This is a genomic window from Candidatus Nitrososphaera sp. 86-2, from assembly GCF_056726185.1.
In genome coordinates this window covers 412,269-426,255 of record NZ_JBWZON010000001.1, presented here as the reverse complement: position 1 = coordinate 426,255, position 13,987 = coordinate 412,269, and the positions used below count along the sequence as shown (strand labels likewise).

Sequence of the window (13,987 nt, the reverse complement as noted above, 5' to 3'; positions counted from 1 at the left end):
TTAGTTGGATGCCATGGATGTGAGAATTTTCTGTGAAATGGCATTCAAGGGTCTTGATTACGATTCATTTACGGACAGGCACGTAAGCCCGGGGGCAATAGGCAGGAAGTTGGGGCTAGACGAAAAGACTGTTCGGGTAAGGGTGAAGAAGATGGAAGACGAGGGGTTCATAAAATACTACCAAGTGGTTCCCAGTTTGGCATTCTTTGGTCTTCAGAGCATATGCTCTTACAGGTTTGAGGCAATCAACATCATGACAAAGCGTCGGGTTGTGGAGCACATCCAGCAAATTCCTCATGTCATGGAAGCGGCAGATTATCTGGGCCATGCAGTCTCTGTCAGCATAGCAGGCAATTCATCCAAAGAGGCCCAGACAGTCGCAGACAGCATTGCCAAGAGGTTTGAGTTGACCACCATAGACCTAGGAGGACGACCAATCAGAAAGCCAATATCAAAACCGGACAAGCTTGACTGGCAGATAATTCTAAAGCTGAGGTATGACGCGTTATGCGGTACAAAGGATCTTGCCCAAGCGTTGTCGATAACACCCAGGATGGCGGAATACAGGATTACAAAGCTCTTTGGATCAGGCTCGCTACTAATCCGGGCAATACTTGATACGCAAAAGCAAGAGGGCCTGCTGTTTTACGAGCTAGAAGTCACGGTTGAAGAAACAAAACAGTTCGCAGTTGTCAAGCTCCTTAGCGAGATGTATGGAGAGAAGCTATGGTCCATGCGCACTACTTCGGAAGGAGGCGTCTTGCTAGCCAATTTCTTTGGTTTTACTCTGGCAGAGCCGGAGCAAGCAGTAGTAACGACACTCGAGCTTGAAGGCGTCAGGGCATGTTCTGTCCTCATATTCAAGGAAGCGATAGAACCGCAAAGACCGAATTGGCTGGACAAACTCATTGAAGAAAAGATAATGACCTCATCAAAGTCTGGCTGAAACCCTACAAGCTCTTGATTGGCAGTTGGCGCTTTTCTGAAGGTCTAGACGGTTTTGATCATCTTTCCGAGTTCTTCTTCCTTCATGGTAGTCCCAGGGTGGGTGTCTTTGACATGTATCATGATGTGTTTCTTTACGTCCTCATCTCCCGGGGGAGAGATTATAGTCCATCCGCACGGACAGGTCAGCATTTTTGCCATGACACCAAATGCAAGAGCTTTGGTATATGCTTTTTTTAAGAGATACCAGCAATTTTGAAAATTCTATGCGTTCGGACTTTGATGGTTTCAATCCCCGTTGTTATAGCAGACTAGTCTTTTAGGCTCTTTATTCAAGCCATGTCGTCTTGCCCGGCTTTTTGACCTGTATGTGCGCAAAATCCTCGCCCTTTTGCGCGCCATGCCAGTGCCATGCGTACGCCGGCACGCACACAAAGTCGCCCTCCTCAAGGGTGTGCACATCATCCAGCCGCACCCGGGCAGAGTTGTCGCCTTCCATCTCCACTCTTGTCTGCAGCGCCACTATTCCCTTGCCTTTTGTTGCAATAAGTATCTGGTCGGTCTCGTGGTAGTGCAGTTTCGTGCGGGCGCCGCGCAAAAACGTCACCAGGTACGCCTCGGCCTCCTTGCTTGCGGCTTCAGTCACCATCTTTTTTATCTCTACCTGCCCTTCAAAATATTTCAGCATCGCCGAGTCGGGCGCAATGTCGCGGATGTTTCCCTTCAGCATTATTGAATACTGAAATTAAGAGTAGTTAAATGTCTACTGACTGGCCGTTTCTATAGCGCGTGTCAAAGATCATCTCGGCTATCTTTTCCGCCACCTGCCCTGCCGTGAGCATCCTCGACTTGTTTTCCCGGTAGTACTTGGGATCCGACTCTTGCATTCTGGTGTCGACCTCGCCGGGGCAGATGGCCATGATGCGGATCTTATCCTGCACCTCCCAAGACAGGCTTTCTGTCAGGCCCATCATGCCGAACTTGCTTGCGCAGTACGCCAAGAGGTTTTCAAACCCCGTCTTGCCGGCTCCGGAACTGACGTTGATTATCGTGCCCGTCTTGGCCAGGTGTGGTAGGACCGCTTTTGAGCAGAGAAACGCGCTTTTCAGGTTAGAGTTCATCGTGTCGTCCCACTCTTTTTCAGAGGTGTTGACAAGTCTTTTGAGGTAAAAGATGCCGGCGTTATTTACCAAAATGTCAATTTGACCAAAGCGCGCGACTGCCTTTTCCACTAGTCCTTCGACCTGCAACGCGTTCCCGACGTCGCACACGACGCCCAGGACGCCGTCGTGGAATTTCCGGGCTTCATTGACTGTGCTGTCTACCTCGCTTTTTGTACGCGAGCACACCACGACGTTGACGCCCTTTTTTGCAAGCAACAGCGCGGTTGCCTTTCCTATGCCACGGCCGCTTCCGGTCACTATGGCTGTTGTTGCCATAGGCATCTGCTGCAGCCCGCGCCTAAAATGTGTTAGAGTTGACGGATTGCCAGCAGCAACACTGTACAAGCGTGCAGTTTGGGCATTCATCGTCTGACCGGGCCTGAGCGCATTCCTTGGGATTGCAGCCGCAATCGGCGCGCCTCATATGGCATTTATTGTGCAGGCGCGGATAAAAGGATCTACAGTTATATCTCCTGCACAAAACACTGACCGTATGCAACTCATACCGGCCGCGCCGGCTTCCGAGTTCAAAGAGATCTCGGGCTGGGCCAATTCTTCTAACCCGCTTTCGATAAAGTCGCTGAAAGGCAAGGTCGTCATACTCGACTGCTGGACCTACACCTGCGTATTCTGCCTGCGCACCATACCAACACTAAAGCGCCTGCAGGAAAAGTACGGCAAGCACGGCCTGCAGGTGGTGCAAGCGCATTCCGCGGAATACCACTTTGCAACCGACCACGCCAATATTTCAAGAGCTCTTGCTCGTTACAACGCGAGCCTGCCGAATGCCTTTGACACCAAGAACAAGACATGGGAGGCGTACGGCAACATGTACTGGCCAAAGCACGTCATAATAGACCATGCAGGGTTTGTGCGCTACGAGCACGCCGGCTATGGCGACATTACCGAGTTTGAGCCCGTTATCGCTGAACTTTTGGAAGAGGCAGGGACCAAGCCGGCAGTCGACTATGACGACAAGAACCCAGACGACGAGATTTTCGACACGTACGGTATGCACTTTTCAGGCATGGCGCCAGAGATATGCGTCGGCTACTCCCGCATGAGGCGCTTTGGCAACAACCAGACGTTCAGGCCGGACGAGCCGAGCGTCGCAGTAGATTCCGGCTCGCACTTTGACAACGTCGTCTACCTGCGCGGGAAATGGGTCTGGCAACGCGAAGGCGTCCAGTTTGCGCCGGGAGGCAAGGAGCAAAAGCCTGCAGTAATCATGAAATACAATTCTGCCAAGAGGGTGCACGGCATCATGGGCACGTCAGACGGCAGGCCGGGCAGGGCGGAGGTAAGGCTGGACGGAAACCTGCTGGCAAAGGAGCAGCTGGGCAAGGACGTCAAACTTGAAAGCGGCGCAAGCGTCGTCGACATCGAATGGCCCTTCATGCACAACCTGGTAAAGACGGAGAAGCAGGAGGTGCACGAGATAGAGATAATACCGCGCTCGGACAATTTCGTGTTCTATACGTTCGTGTTTGGGTAAGTAAGTTTTTTATCGGCTGCAAGGTATGTTCCTTCATGTCAGAGCTAGCTGAAGGGAGCGTGGCGCCCGACTTTGCAATGCGCGATTCAAACGACAAGGTTTTCAAGCTGTCGGACCTGAAAGGGAAAAAGAACACGGTCGTTTACTTTTACCCCAGAGACTTTACGCCAGGCTGCACGACAGAGGCAGCCGAGTTTACCCGCGATTACAAGAAATTCCAGGACGCCGGCATTGAAATAATAGGCATCAGCCCCGACACGGAGGACTCGCATGACAAGTTCCGCGAAAAGATGGGCATACCATACCCGCTCGTGTCAGATCCGGAAAAAGAGGTGGCGAAAAGCTACGGCGTGTACGGGAAAAAGATGTTCATGGGCCGCGAGTTTATGGGCGTCATCAGGTCGACGTTTCTTGTGGACAAGTCCGGCAAGGTGGTCAAGGTGTTTGGCAAGGTCAAGCCGGCAGGCCACAGCAAAGAAGTGCTAGAGTCATTTAGCAGTTGAAGCCGACTCGACAAGCTCTGACAGGTGCTCCAAGATCCTCATGTGGTGCTCCTCGTCGACGCTTATGCTCTTCAATAGCGCCGCGGTCTCTGGGTCGTCGGCCATCTCTGCGCATTTCAGAAGGGCGTCATGCGACTCGCGCTCGTCGGCTATGGATTCCTGAATTCCCTTTTTCGTCAGGGACGCGCTTCCCGTGGCGCCCTCGATGTCGGCCATGATGCGCGATATGTATTCAATGTGGCGCAGGCCGTCTGACAGGAGGGAGTGCAGGTAGCTTCTCACAAGGTTGTTCTCCACAGTCGTCAGCACGGACATGTAGTGCATGAGCTCCTTGACCTCTGCTTCGTGCTGCGTTTTCAAAAGCGAGTACAGCTTTTGCTTCTTTTCAAGCTGCTTGAGCCTGGAATCCATTGGCAGGGTTTACACGCAGAACCACAATAAAAGAGTGTGTTTAGGTTTAAGCAAGAAGTAATTCAGTTGAACCCCTAGTCTACCAAGACGTGCGAGGCCGGAACGAGGTGCTCAAGGGCGAGAAGCAAAACAAGTAAATAAATAAAAAAGGCAAGACGGATTTTTTACTTTAGAGCGTCCTTGACTTTCACTTTTGCCTTGTTCAGAGTCTCTGAACTTGGCTTGCCTTTGGCATGGTCTATATCCGTCTTGATCTTGGCTTCAGCGTCTTGTGCCGCCTTTTTTGCGTCTTTGACTGGATCTGTCATGCAGACAAGATTACGCAAAAGTAATCTAAACGGGTTTAGATTGAGCGAACCTCCTTTGAGCCTCAAGGCGAATCTATACTGCGTCTGCTTCCTGATGCAGAATATATTTTCTCTAAAGGGATTAAGTACAATGTATGATAATCCGATATTTTGTCATCTGATAGCAGAAAAAACACAAGAAAGTCATTAATAAAATATAGATGATATAATCTAACATGGCAATACGGAATTTGTTGCTAACAGTTGCGACAGTGGCTATTGCAGGCACAATTCTTTTTGGTTTCAGTGCCACCGTTCCTTTCTGGGGCCAACGACCATCAGCATCTGCACAGATGACAACCGAAAACCCTCTAAACTGCAGTGATATAGCTAGCAGACTTGGAGGATTACCGGTACCCAATGGTCCTGTATGTGATGTTGTAGTAGTCCGGCAGAGTCCACAGATTACTGGCTCAGATGGCATGAACCTCACGCAGTTTACTTTGATGAATAGCGTGCTAGAGTTTACTGCGGCTCCAAGCAATGCTACAACCGGCGGTGGAGAGCAACCTGCTACTTCCCAGCAAGTGTACGTGATGGGAGACTTTGCGCTTCTTGAGACCGAGATGAATGGTGTCCTCGCGGTAGTCAAGGACAATGGCTGGACGGTGACAGGCATACACAACCATATGATAAACGAGACGCCAAAGACTACCTTCATGCATTGGGAAGCCAGAGGCAATCTCGACACGATAATAGACCAAGCAAACGCAGCTTTTGACGAGACATCAATAAAGGGTTAGTGATGGAGGAGAGGAGTTCCATCCAATAAGAATGGCGTCTGATACAAAGTAGGCGAGCCTCCATGCAATCCTACAAACCACTTTTGATTTTCAATAACAACGACACCAAGTAGTAGAGCCACTTCGACTAACGATAAGATATTGGCCAGAATATACTACTATGAAAATCGGCATCTTGAATGATCAAAGTGGATGGATATGTGGCGGAATTAGTGGTACCAATAATTTGTCACAGCCGATTGTTTAGGTTTAAATAACTTGGACGGAATCGGGATGGTAGTAGAGTTGTCGTCCGAGCCAAGTACGTGCACGTGCCCCTGTCACAAGAAATACGGCGACAGGTCGTACTGCAACAAGTGCATAGACCACCACAAGACGTCGCCACATTACCAGGTTCTCAAGAAATTCGAATAGCGACGGATTTTTGCACGTTTTTCTCTGGTCCCAGAAGAAGAACAGTACTGCCGCTTGAAAATAATAATAATGGTGCGGGAGATGGGATTTGAACCCACGAACCCCTTCGGGATAAGAGCCTCAGTCTTACGCCTTTGGCCAAGCTGGGCGACTCCCGCTCCAACCTACACGCTTTCACTCGCTAATTTGAATATTTTCATTGCCGCGATAGCCATGATGACGTACAGAAACTTTGTTCAAGCCTTGCAAAAAAAGAGCAGAAAAGCCGCTATAACGCTCTCCTTCCACAATGGTTTTTATAAGACTCGATTCAAACAACAAAAGCACATGCTTGTTCCAGTTCGCTGCTTCACATGCGGCGGTCTCATTGCTGACAAGTACGGCGAGTATTCAAACAGGGTCAAGGCAGGAGAGGACCCTGCCAAGGTGATGGACTCTCTGGGGGTCAAGCGCTACTGCTGCAGGCGCATGTTCATCTCGACCGTCGAGACGATATACCAGATTATTCCCTACTACGAGGCACTCAGGCGCAGGATGTCCGAAGTACAGACGGAAATTGAATAGAATAAATAAATAACGACTTGCGGCAGTTTTTCATAAAATGCCCTCCTCCATCATCACCGCACTTGACGCTAGAATAGTTTTCAACAGCCGCGGAAGCAAGACCATCGAAGTCGACGTCGTGACAGACAAGAAATTTTCAGGCCGCGCCTGCGCGCCGTCCGGCGCAAGCGTCGGCAAGCTGGAGGCCCAGAGCTTTCCGGACAACAAGCCGGAAAAGGCCCTTGCAGCGTTCAACGCAAGCAAGAAAAAATTCATCGGCCTTGACGCCTCTGACACAAAAGCGGTTTTTGACGCACTGCGGAAAATAGACGATACGGACAACTATTCCAAGATTGGAGGTTCCGTCGCGTACGCGCTTTCGATAGCAGCAGTCGACTCTGCCGCAAGGGCAAAGGGCGTGCCGCTTTTCAAGCTCTTGAATCCGAAAAAGCCATACCGCTTTCCATTCCCGCTTGGAAACGTGCTTGGCGGAGGCGCGCACGCCGGTCCAGGCACTCCGGACATACAGGAAATACTTTGCTGCCCTGTCGGCGCAAAGGGCATCATGGAGGCACTTGAGATGAATTTCCGGTTCCACTCTGAGATGCGCAAGGTCATCGAGTCAATAGACAGCAAGTTTACGTACGGCAGGGGCGACGAGGGCGCGTGGGCGCCAAGCGTCAACAACGACCAGGCGCTTGAAATCGCCGAGAAAACCATTGAAAGCTGCGGCTACCGCCTCGGCAAGGACATGGCCCTTGGCATCGACTTTGCCAGCTCGTCGTTCTGGGACGAGAAAAACAGTGTCTACGACTATGCGAGGCAGGGCATAAAGCGCGACACCGGCGAGCAGATCGAGTTTGCAAGCAGGCTGATGAAGGACTTCAAGCTCGCGTACGCAGAAGATCCTGTGCACGAGGCGGATTTTGAGAGCATGGCAGTCCTGACTAAAAGGAACCCAAGGACTCTGGTGACAGGCGATGACATGCTGGTGACAAACGCGGAAATGGTAAGAAAGGCAATCAAGTTCGGCGCGTGCTCTGGCGCGATACTGAAGGTGAATCAGGCAGGGAGCCTGTACGACGCGCTCCAGTTCGCCAAGGAATGCACCAAAAACGGCATCGGCATAATCACGTCGCACAGGTCCGGCGAGTCAGTCGACTCGCACATCGCCCACATCGCCGTGGCTACTGGCTCAAAGATGATAAAGACAGGCGTGCTTGGAGGCGAGCGCATCGCAAAACTTAACGAGCTTGTGCGCCTGTCAGAGTATGATTTAATAGATGGTATGCAACCTACCATAGTATAAACTTCTTATAGTAGGTCCTGCTATGGGAATGTCATGGTAGACAGTGCCATCCAGCGATACCTAGACATCATAGCCACGAAGAATAAGAACAGTGCCAGCACAGTATCTTATTTCCTACAAGACTTCCAGACTTTTTGCGAGAAGGATCTAGGAGCCGCCGATAAGGCAAACCCTGTGGCTGAAGTCATTGTAAAGCTAAAGGCAGGTAGGTGGAATGCGTCTCCACGGGAAGAACAGCCCTATGATGTCATGGGTAGGTATGCCAGATGGCTAGTCACTAATCGACTGGAGACCGGCGACAATAATGCCCGCTCTGTCTCTAATAAAATAAGTTGGGCCCGCAAGCTGCTTGAAATTAACTTCATCCCAATATCTAAGACTGCCTTCAGGGCGCTCGTCATGAGTCCTAGACCGGAGGACCCTGACATATCGCCTGTGAAGAAGGAAACGATCAGGAGCATAATTTTGGCTCTACCTGACCCACGTATGCAAACCTATGCCTTATTCTTGGCGAGTGCAGGTTGGAGAGCGACAGAAAGTCTAACACTAACCATCGGCAATCTTGAAAACTTTGATATCAAGACGCTAAAGTTCACAGGCACACCTTTCATCAACGCAAGTGGCAAATACGCAAAAACCAAGAGGGGCAAGAGACGACAGTTAACGGCTGAGATGGGGCGACAGATTGAGAAGTTACTTGCCTTTAACTATCGCAAGCGGAGAATACACTACAAGCTCCCCAATGGGAAATATGTGAACAGGCATGTCACACTTACGCCAAAGCTTAGCGATCCACTCTTTGCGCCGTATCACTCGGAAGTTAGTGACTATCACAAGTTAGCGCAGACAAACAAGATCGACAAAAATGAAGCATTGAACAACCTCTACGGAGCCACGAGCAAAAAGTTTAGGCACACTACAGACAGGCTAGGAATAAAGTGGGAGGATGATAGCAAGCGCAGAGCTGTAACATTGCATAGTATGCGCAGGTTCGTCTATACGCAGTGCAAGCGAACCGTGAATGAGGGTTACGCAAAATACCACATCGGTAGAAAGACACACGAGTATGATAAATCGACGGAGGAGGAAGTAGCCGCAGACTTTTCCAGAGTCGAGCCGATTTTAACATTCATGGATACGGCTGCTGTAGAGGCGAAGCAACAATCCTTGGAGAAAGAAATTATAGAGATTCGTAAGCGATTAGACAAGCTACCACGGTTGGAGGACCTCTAGGCAGCCACATTCTTTCCTATTTTATCTGCAAAGTACTTCTTGCAAATAGGACAATCAGGAGAAAGTTGCTTTATCTCGCCTCTAAAGTTCGCATGGCTCTTTAGGTGTAATACGAGAGTCTCATACGTTGAGACAAACTCTGCAAGGTTGTCGGCAGTTTGCGCCATTGCATATTGAAGTGCGGGAGTTATGATATTTAAGGCTGGTTTTTAGGAGGAGCATGGCGTTTCCTCCTAATTTTATTATAACAATCCATACTGCAAGTCTTGCGCCCCTCATGTGATGGAAAGACCCTAAACGTCTTGGCACACACAATACAGGCTTTCTCCCTGCTCCGGATCACTTTGCGCTTGGTTTCTTTATGTGGATAGGCTCTGAAACACGCCCAACTGCAATAGACGTTCTGATTGTGTCCGGGCTTGAATGGCTTGTGACAGTTTCTACATATGGGCTTCTGGTCTCTACTCAACTGGCCTGCGAACGCAGGCCGCCATGCATGGTCCAAACGGCACTTGGCCGAGCAGTAAACTCGATTCTTTACCCAAGACCCAAATTCATTGTTGCAATGCCTGCAAACATATGTGTATGTCGGGACTTTTGCGCTCTTGCGCTTGAACTCAAAATAACAATGCTGGTTACAGAATAAATTATTTTGTTTTAGGACCGTCGTTTGCTTGCCACAATTTCTGCAAACTATGGTATGTGACTTCCTTCTAACAACACGTTCCTTCGGTACAACCGCCTTGCGTGCATCATAATATTTTCGCCTGCATTCACGACCACAAAACTTGATCGTGTCTCGTTGGCAATTGGGAACGCTAAAGGTAGCACCGCAACCCTTGCAGTTGATATCGGACCTCTTTAGAACCCGTGCATTTTTGACCTTCTTCACCGACTCTGATTTTACAAACTCTTCTGGATGCTGTATACGATAGGCTATGGTGCGTACAAAGCTCTTCCTATTGCCGGTCTCGGTGGCCACATCATCAATGCTCTTGCCCGATTGAAGCAAACTAATTACAAGATCTTTAGAGCCCGCACCCCAAGTCACGGACCCTTCAGGAAGGGGAGCTGGCAAGGCGCTATAGGAGACGAGGGGCAGCTCAAGCTTCGGCAAGTTTTAGGATCCTCCTAGCTTGTCTCATGCTTGCCAACATTCGTGCTTCGTTGATAGAAGATTGCGCCTGACTTTCTGCAAGGTATTTGCGCCGGGCGGCTTCAAACTCTTCATGCTGCACCTCCGCCTGCTTAATCTCCTCCAATCGCTCCAATTCTTCAGCACGTGCTTTTGCCGCTTTTTCAGCAAGGCGTTTCTGTTTCGCTGCACGACGTGCAATTGCTTTCTTTTCCGTCTCGGTTAGTTTCCTAGGCATAATACTCTAGAATTAAAAATGATAACAGGGTCCTCCAAATGGCGGGCGGACCCTGCGAAACATCTCGCAGAAGACGGGCAAGGCGGAAAGGCTGACCGCCTTACCTACCATAAAAAACACAAGTTGTTATTGCTACGACCGTTTGTAGAGCCAGAAATACAGCCGTTCGTATGCCTCTATCTGCCGCAGATAGAACTCAGTATCTTCGATGTTGTTTGCCTCTTCCTTGAGCACATGTAGTCCTGCAAGGATGCGCAATATCTCATCCTTGTCTCGTGGCCCATGCCGGAGAATCATTATTCTAATGAGCGAGTCTCTCACGACTAACGGGTTGTAGTGGTCGTTGATCCCTTGACGCATCATATCACAATATCGCTCAAGGTCGAGAGACTCTTTTGGCCTGTCGGGATTATTAGGGCTGAAGGGGTTCTCCGACCATTTCATTTGCCAGCTCTCGGCGGGTGTGATATAGCAGAGCTGACACCTTGAGGGGAGGGAGAGGGGACCTAATCGCCGTGTCTATACCCCAGTTTGAAATACTTCTTGTTTGTATGGTCTATTTCTTTAGCCGTTTTAAATCGGATGCGATGAACCTCTCTTAAGTGCTGAGAAGCCTTTGCGGCCTCTACTTCCTCACCACAATCCTCATACAAACAGATGACAAAAGCCTTACCATTGTCTAGTTTTATTTTCTTATTTGGATCGATGGCATCGTGCTCCCGTATCACCATCACTATTGGTTGGCCATTATCGTCTTTGCTCTCTAGAATCTCACGAATATAGAATCCAATCCTAGGCATGGCCCCTGCTACTACTCTAAATGCCTCATCTGGAATGGGTGCCCCGTCTCTTAACCGGAAGATATTGGGACGTTCTGATGTAATGTTAAACTCTACGCCTACAACTCGAATGTATTGTGGGGATAGCTGGTCTTTCCATTCATCCGTAAGGTTAGCTCTAGCCTGACACTTCCACACATACTTGCGTATCTTATTCATGAAGAACCTTAGTGAAGATTCTTACTGAAAAAGATTGTGGGAGCAAAAATAATTGTCTCATAGCATGTATAATTTTGACTACTAATCCAGACAAATCGCTTAGAAAGATGTTATATAGATGTTAATTATAATAAAAAGAGCGGGAGGTGAGTAACCCGGCAGTTGGCGTTTACTACGATTCTCGTCGTAGTTGCGGTCACATTCGTTGTGGCCCTCATACTCAAACCGTTATGACCGTTGGTAGCGGGGCGTAGCGGTTTGATTCCCACCTTTTTTCTTTCACATGCATTCCGCATGTTACGGTAACTACTGTAGCTGGGGTTAGGTAAGTCTGTTATATAAAAATACCGGAAATTACCGGTATTAGGTGAGGTAAATATTCATAGTAAGGTTTTCCTACTGACTGTTGGTAGGGCGGGCGTGAGGGCGAGCGCAGGGGATTACGATAAAAGTAGCATAGCTGCCATGGCAGACTAGGGTTTAGGTCTGCCCTTATCCCTCAAGAGGTCATCTCTGAGGATGGCCAGTGTATGCCTCAAGATAGCTGCCGAATGCGTGTCGGATAGGCCATATTGCTTCTTTACGTATCGGCAAAGCTTGTAGTCATCGTACTTTGTCAAGTCAATAGCCATAATTGTTCACTATAAAAAATGATATTTAAGGCTAGTATTGTTTTGGGCTTGCTGTAACTAGTGTAACCAGTGGGTGCTTATGATGCACATTGCCTACCCTTTCCCTCTATATTATATTATTATTCTATAATGCATATAGTTAGCAATATGTATCATAAGCATTCACCAGTTACACTGGTTACATCCATCGAGATGGAGAGCCCTTCATAGAACCGGACTAGTTCTCCGTTAACTCTACACTGCCTTCTCTTAAATCCCATAGGCTTTAGGATGTTGCCAACTCTAGCGTTATTAACAGGAGTCGCATTGTTCTGTTCACACCATTTGTTTAGTTCATCGACAAAAGTCGTTGTCTGTATTCTCCTACCGAATCCTACGGTGCAGCAAGCAGAGATGAACTTGACTATACTCTCTTTATGACCCTCCATGTAACCGTGAGTGATCTCCTTTGCTTCCTTTCGCTCCGGCAGGGTTTTGCCGAAGCATTGCAACACTTCAAGAATATCAGCTTTCGATACCTCAGATACCCCAAAACCATACATCAGTTTATCGCAACTATTCTTTTCATAACTAGATTCTCTTTTGTTCCATTCTAGTGTAAAGGAAGGTGCGATTGGAATATAGTGTCCATTGCCATAGAGTATTGCCGACTTTCCTAGTTCGATAGTTGGTATCCCATTGGGGAACTCTTCTCGATTATACTTTAGAATCATCCCACCACCTCTACGTCCCGATATTTTAGAACTCTTGCATATTTTTGCAATTAGGTCCTTGGAAAGTGGCAGACGTCTGAGATCCAGCTCATTCATAGACAGTAATACATGCGATCCCGGCGATCCTGTTGCGATGGCAAGGTTGGGATAGAATCCATTCGCATACTGAGAGCCTATAACGAAAGGGTCCGGGTCACATGTCTTTTTCTGCCAGTACCTATCCACAGGAACGAGTCCTCGATTTTTCTTATTACGCACTGATTTGTCTACAGGAGATCGTAGAGGAACGATTGCAAACTGATCCTTCACCCACAGTTTCTCCGCCAAGGCGTAAAACCCTTCCTCATCGACGTATATTCCCTTGATCTTCCTGTTATCTTCTTCTTGATTCATACTGGTCCATACTCCGTGATCCGGCATGTGACGACTGGCACACCTTGTTCGTTCTCGCTCCAGCTTTCAGAGTTTACAACTAAACCTATGTCTTTGCAGACTTCACGAAAATCTGTTATGGGATCGACTGAATTGTACATCAGTGCCTGTAACCTACTGTATTTGATTATAAGTTTCGTCCATCCATTGTAGAACACTAGCCGTTTGCCGTTTCTGCAAGCCACTACTACATCGTACCATTTTACCTGACCGCTGGTGTGGCATTTGCCTTTTATATCATCGAATGTATTTTTTACCTTGAAGTCGGTTCTTGGATTGCTCTCCGGGACCTGACCGCTCATTTCTTTTATTCAATCCTCCGCTCTGCACCGTCGATCACGGTAGCTACTCTTATCCCGTCTTCCAACTTCATGCAGGTCTTGCATCGTGCGCAACTCACGTAAAATAGGGACTTGCCACGATAGGTCCATTCATAGCCGCACCTTCTACAGGCCATCGGCCTTGACGTTACGTTGTTTTGATACATACTACTATAACAAATGCGGCTTTTTCAAATTGATATTAAAGGCTAGTACCAACCTTGCCTTTCCGTCAATCAATAACGCAAAGCACTATCTCAAGAAACTTTTATGCCTCTTTCAGTCACACCACAGCGATAAGCGAGCTACAAATGACATGGCAGAAGAGGCCAAAGTGTGACTTTTTTGTTTTAGTAAAGGTCTATCGTAACTTATTTCCAAAAAGTTACCATCGAATAACGAAAAACAACAAG

The 13,987-nt window shown here is 48.4% G+C and carries 18 protein-coding genes and 1 tRNA gene; 8 read left to right on the top strand and 11 right to left on the bottom strand.

Going from position 1 to position 13,987, the window contains the following annotated elements:
* Nucleotides 1–37: 37 nt before the first annotated feature.
* The gene (locus ACYOR7_RS02615) at nt 38–946 is read left to right on the top strand and encodes a winged helix-turn-helix transcriptional regulator (RefSeq protein ID WP_479913043.1); all 909 of its coding nucleotides are present in this window, start codon (nt 38–40) and stop codon (nt 944–946) included.
* Between the two features lie 44 nt (nt 947–990).
* Here the strand turns inward: ACYOR7_RS02615 and ACYOR7_RS02610 are convergent, their stop codons facing one another.
* The 3 genes from ACYOR7_RS02610 to ACYOR7_RS02600 all read right to left on the bottom strand — a co-directional run bounded on the left by ACYOR7_RS02610 (nt 991) and on the right by ACYOR7_RS02600 (nt 2,384).
* A complete protein-coding gene (locus ACYOR7_RS02610; protein ID WP_479913042.1) occupies nt 991–1,146 on the bottom strand; it encodes a hypothetical protein in 156 nt (51 codons plus the stop codon).
* Between the two features lie 127 nt (nt 1,147–1,273).
* Nucleotides 1,274–1,675, bottom strand: a complete 402-nt coding sequence (locus ACYOR7_RS02605; protein ID WP_294807257.1) for a cupin domain-containing protein — start codon at nt 1,673–1,675, stop codon at nt 1,274–1,276.
* A 25-nt stretch (nt 1,676–1,700) separates the two neighbouring features.
* On the bottom strand, nt 1,701–2,384 hold the full coding sequence (locus tag ACYOR7_RS02600; protein WP_479913041.1) for an SDR family NAD(P)-dependent oxidoreductase: 684 nt from the start codon (nt 2,382–2,384) through the stop codon (nt 1,701–1,703).
* 217 nt (nt 2,385–2,601) lie between these two features.
* On the opposite strand from ACYOR7_RS02600, the gene ACYOR7_RS02595 reads away from it, so the two are divergent.
* Both ACYOR7_RS02595 and bcp read left to right on the top strand, forming a co-directional pair.
* Complete coding sequence (locus tag ACYOR7_RS02595) at nt 2,602–3,603, top strand: redoxin domain-containing protein (RefSeq protein ID WP_479913040.1); 1,002 nt, start codon at nt 2,602–2,604, stop codon at nt 3,601–3,603.
* Nucleotides 3,604–3,638: 35 nt separating this feature from the next.
* Entirely contained in the window at nt 3,639–4,106 is a 468-nt protein-coding gene (gene bcp, locus ACYOR7_RS02590; protein WP_294807268.1) for a thioredoxin-dependent thiol peroxidase, read from the top strand.
* On the opposite strand, the gene ACYOR7_RS02585 is transcribed toward bcp, so the two are convergent.
* Nucleotides 4,092–4,517, bottom strand: coding sequence for a ferritin family protein (locus tag ACYOR7_RS02585; protein WP_294807271.1), 426 nt, complete (start codon nt 4,515–4,517; stop codon nt 4,092–4,094). The two genes, bcp and ACYOR7_RS02585, sit on opposite strands and share 15 nt — an antisense overlap.
* A gap of 164 nt (nt 4,518–4,681) precedes the next feature.
* Nucleotides 4,682–4,825 carry a hypothetical protein gene (locus tag ACYOR7_RS02580; protein WP_294807274.1) on the bottom strand — a complete coding sequence of 48 codons (144 nt, stop codon included), beginning with the start codon at nt 4,823–4,825 and terminating at the stop codon, nt 4,682–4,684.
* A 215-nt stretch (nt 4,826–5,040) separates the two neighbouring features.
* Here ACYOR7_RS02580 and ACYOR7_RS02575 point away from each other — a divergent pair, with 215 nt between their 5' ends.
* Both ACYOR7_RS02575 and ACYOR7_RS02570 read left to right on the top strand, forming a co-directional pair.
* Entirely contained in the window at nt 5,041–5,607 is a 567-nt protein-coding gene (locus ACYOR7_RS02575; protein ID WP_479913039.1) for a DUF1259 domain-containing protein, read from the top strand.
* Between the two features lie 258 nt (nt 5,608–5,865).
* Nucleotides 5,866–6,021, top strand: coding sequence for a hypothetical protein (locus ACYOR7_RS02570; protein WP_294807278.1), 156 nt, complete (start codon nt 5,866–5,868; stop codon nt 6,019–6,021).
* A 70-nt stretch (nt 6,022–6,091) separates the two neighbouring features.
* Here the strand turns inward: ACYOR7_RS02570 and ACYOR7_RS02565 are convergent.
* Nucleotides 6,092–6,179, bottom strand: a tRNA-Leu gene (locus ACYOR7_RS02565).
* Between the two features lie 169 nt (nt 6,180–6,348).
* On the opposite strand from ACYOR7_RS02565, the gene ACYOR7_RS02560 reads away from it, so the two are divergent.
* The 3 genes from ACYOR7_RS02560 to ACYOR7_RS02550 are packed head-to-tail and all read left to right on the top strand — an operon-like array spanning nt 6,349 to nt 9,106.
* A complete protein-coding gene (locus ACYOR7_RS02560) occupies nt 6,349–6,585 on the top strand; it encodes a DNA-directed RNA polymerase subunit N (protein ID WP_075054423.1) in 237 nt (78 codons plus the stop codon).
* Nucleotides 6,586–6,622: 37 nt separating this feature from the next.
* A complete protein-coding gene (gene eno, locus ACYOR7_RS02555) occupies nt 6,623–7,873 on the top strand; it encodes a phosphopyruvate hydratase (RefSeq protein WP_479913038.1) in 1,251 nt (416 codons plus the stop codon).
* 33 nt (nt 7,874–7,906) lie between these two features.
* Entirely contained in the window at nt 7,907–9,106 is a 1,200-nt protein-coding gene (locus ACYOR7_RS02550) for a hypothetical protein (RefSeq protein WP_479913037.1), read from the top strand.
* A gap of 1,103 nt (nt 9,107–10,209) precedes the next feature.
* Here the strand turns inward: ACYOR7_RS02550 and ACYOR7_RS02545 are convergent.
* The 5 genes from ACYOR7_RS02545 to ACYOR7_RS02525 all read right to left on the bottom strand — a co-directional run bounded on the left by ACYOR7_RS02545 (nt 10,210) and on the right by ACYOR7_RS02525 (nt 13,556).
* Nucleotides 10,210–10,479, bottom strand: coding sequence for a hypothetical protein (locus tag ACYOR7_RS02545; RefSeq protein WP_479913036.1), 270 nt, complete (start codon nt 10,477–10,479; stop codon nt 10,210–10,212).
* Nucleotides 10,480–10,611: 132 nt separating this feature from the next.
* Nucleotides 10,612–10,923, bottom strand: coding sequence for a hypothetical protein (locus tag ACYOR7_RS02540; RefSeq protein ID WP_479913035.1), 312 nt, complete (start codon nt 10,921–10,923; stop codon nt 10,612–10,614).
* Between the two features lie 62 nt (nt 10,924–10,985).
* Nucleotides 10,986–11,477, bottom strand: a complete 492-nt coding sequence (locus tag ACYOR7_RS02535) for a hypothetical protein (RefSeq protein WP_479913034.1) — start codon at nt 11,475–11,477, stop codon at nt 10,986–10,988.
* 784 nt (nt 11,478–12,261) lie between these two features.
* A complete protein-coding gene (locus ACYOR7_RS02530; RefSeq protein WP_479913033.1) occupies nt 12,262–13,215 on the bottom strand; it encodes a hypothetical protein in 954 nt (317 codons plus the stop codon).
* Entirely contained in the window at nt 13,212–13,556 is a 345-nt protein-coding gene (locus ACYOR7_RS02525; RefSeq protein ID WP_479913032.1) for a hypothetical protein, read from the bottom strand. The genes ACYOR7_RS02530 and ACYOR7_RS02525 overlap by 4 nt, the downstream gene beginning before the upstream one ends.
* Between the last annotated feature and the right edge of the window lie 431 nt (nt 13,557–13,987).

Coding starts and splice junctions, on each gene's coding strand:
- ACYOR7_RS02595 (WP_479913040.1), top strand. CDS start 2,602: ATGCAACTCATACCGGCCGCGCCGGCTTCCGAGTTCAAAGAGATCTCG.
- ACYOR7_RS02560 (WP_075054423.1), top strand. CDS start 6,349: ATGCTTGTTCCAGTTCGCTGCTTCACATGCGGCGGTCTCATTGCTGAC.
- ACYOR7_RS02600 (WP_479913041.1), bottom strand. CDS start 2,384: ATGGCAACAACAGCCATAGTGACCGGAAGCGGCCGTGGCATAGGAAAG.
- ACYOR7_RS02605 (WP_294807257.1), bottom strand. CDS start 1,675: ATGCTGAAGGGAAACATCCGCGACATTGCGCCCGACTCGGCGATGCTG.
- ACYOR7_RS02535 (WP_479913034.1), bottom strand. CDS start 11,477: ATGAATAAGATACGCAAGTATGTGTGGAAGTGTCAGGCTAGAGCTAAC.
- ACYOR7_RS02550 (WP_479913037.1), top strand. CDS start 7,907: ATGGTAGACAGTGCCATCCAGCGATACCTAGACATCATAGCCACGAAG.
- ACYOR7_RS02615 (WP_479913043.1), top strand. CDS start 38: ATGGCATTCAAGGGTCTTGATTACGATTCATTTACGGACAGGCACGTA.
- ACYOR7_RS02575 (WP_479913039.1), top strand. CDS start 5,041: ATGGCAATACGGAATTTGTTGCTAACAGTTGCGACAGTGGCTATTGCA.
- ACYOR7_RS02530 (WP_479913033.1), bottom strand. CDS start 13,215: ATGAATCAAGAAGAAGATAACAGGAAGATCAAGGGAATATACGTCGAT.
- ACYOR7_RS02545 (WP_479913036.1), bottom strand. CDS start 10,479: ATGCCTAGGAAACTAACCGAGACGGAAAAGAAAGCAATTGCACGTCGT.
- ACYOR7_RS02610 (WP_479913042.1), bottom strand. CDS start 1,146: ATGGCAAAAATGCTGACCTGTCCGTGCGGATGGACTATAATCTCTCCC.
- eno (WP_479913038.1), top strand. CDS start 6,623: ATGCCCTCCTCCATCATCACCGCACTTGACGCTAGAATAGTTTTCAAC.
- ACYOR7_RS02540 (WP_479913035.1), bottom strand. CDS start 10,923: ATGAAATGGTCGGAGAACCCCTTCAGCCCTAATAATCCCGACAGGCCA.
- ACYOR7_RS02585 (WP_294807271.1), bottom strand. CDS start 4,517: ATGGATTCCAGGCTCAAGCAGCTTGAAAAGAAGCAAAAGCTGTACTCG.
- ACYOR7_RS02580 (WP_294807274.1), bottom strand. CDS start 4,825: ATGACAGATCCAGTCAAAGACGCAAAAAAGGCGGCACAAGACGCTGAA.
- ACYOR7_RS02525 (WP_479913032.1), bottom strand. CDS start 13,556: ATGAGCGGTCAGGTCCCGGAGAGCAATCCAAGAACCGACTTCAAGGTA.
- bcp (WP_294807268.1), top strand. CDS start 3,639: ATGTCAGAGCTAGCTGAAGGGAGCGTGGCGCCCGACTTTGCAATGCGC.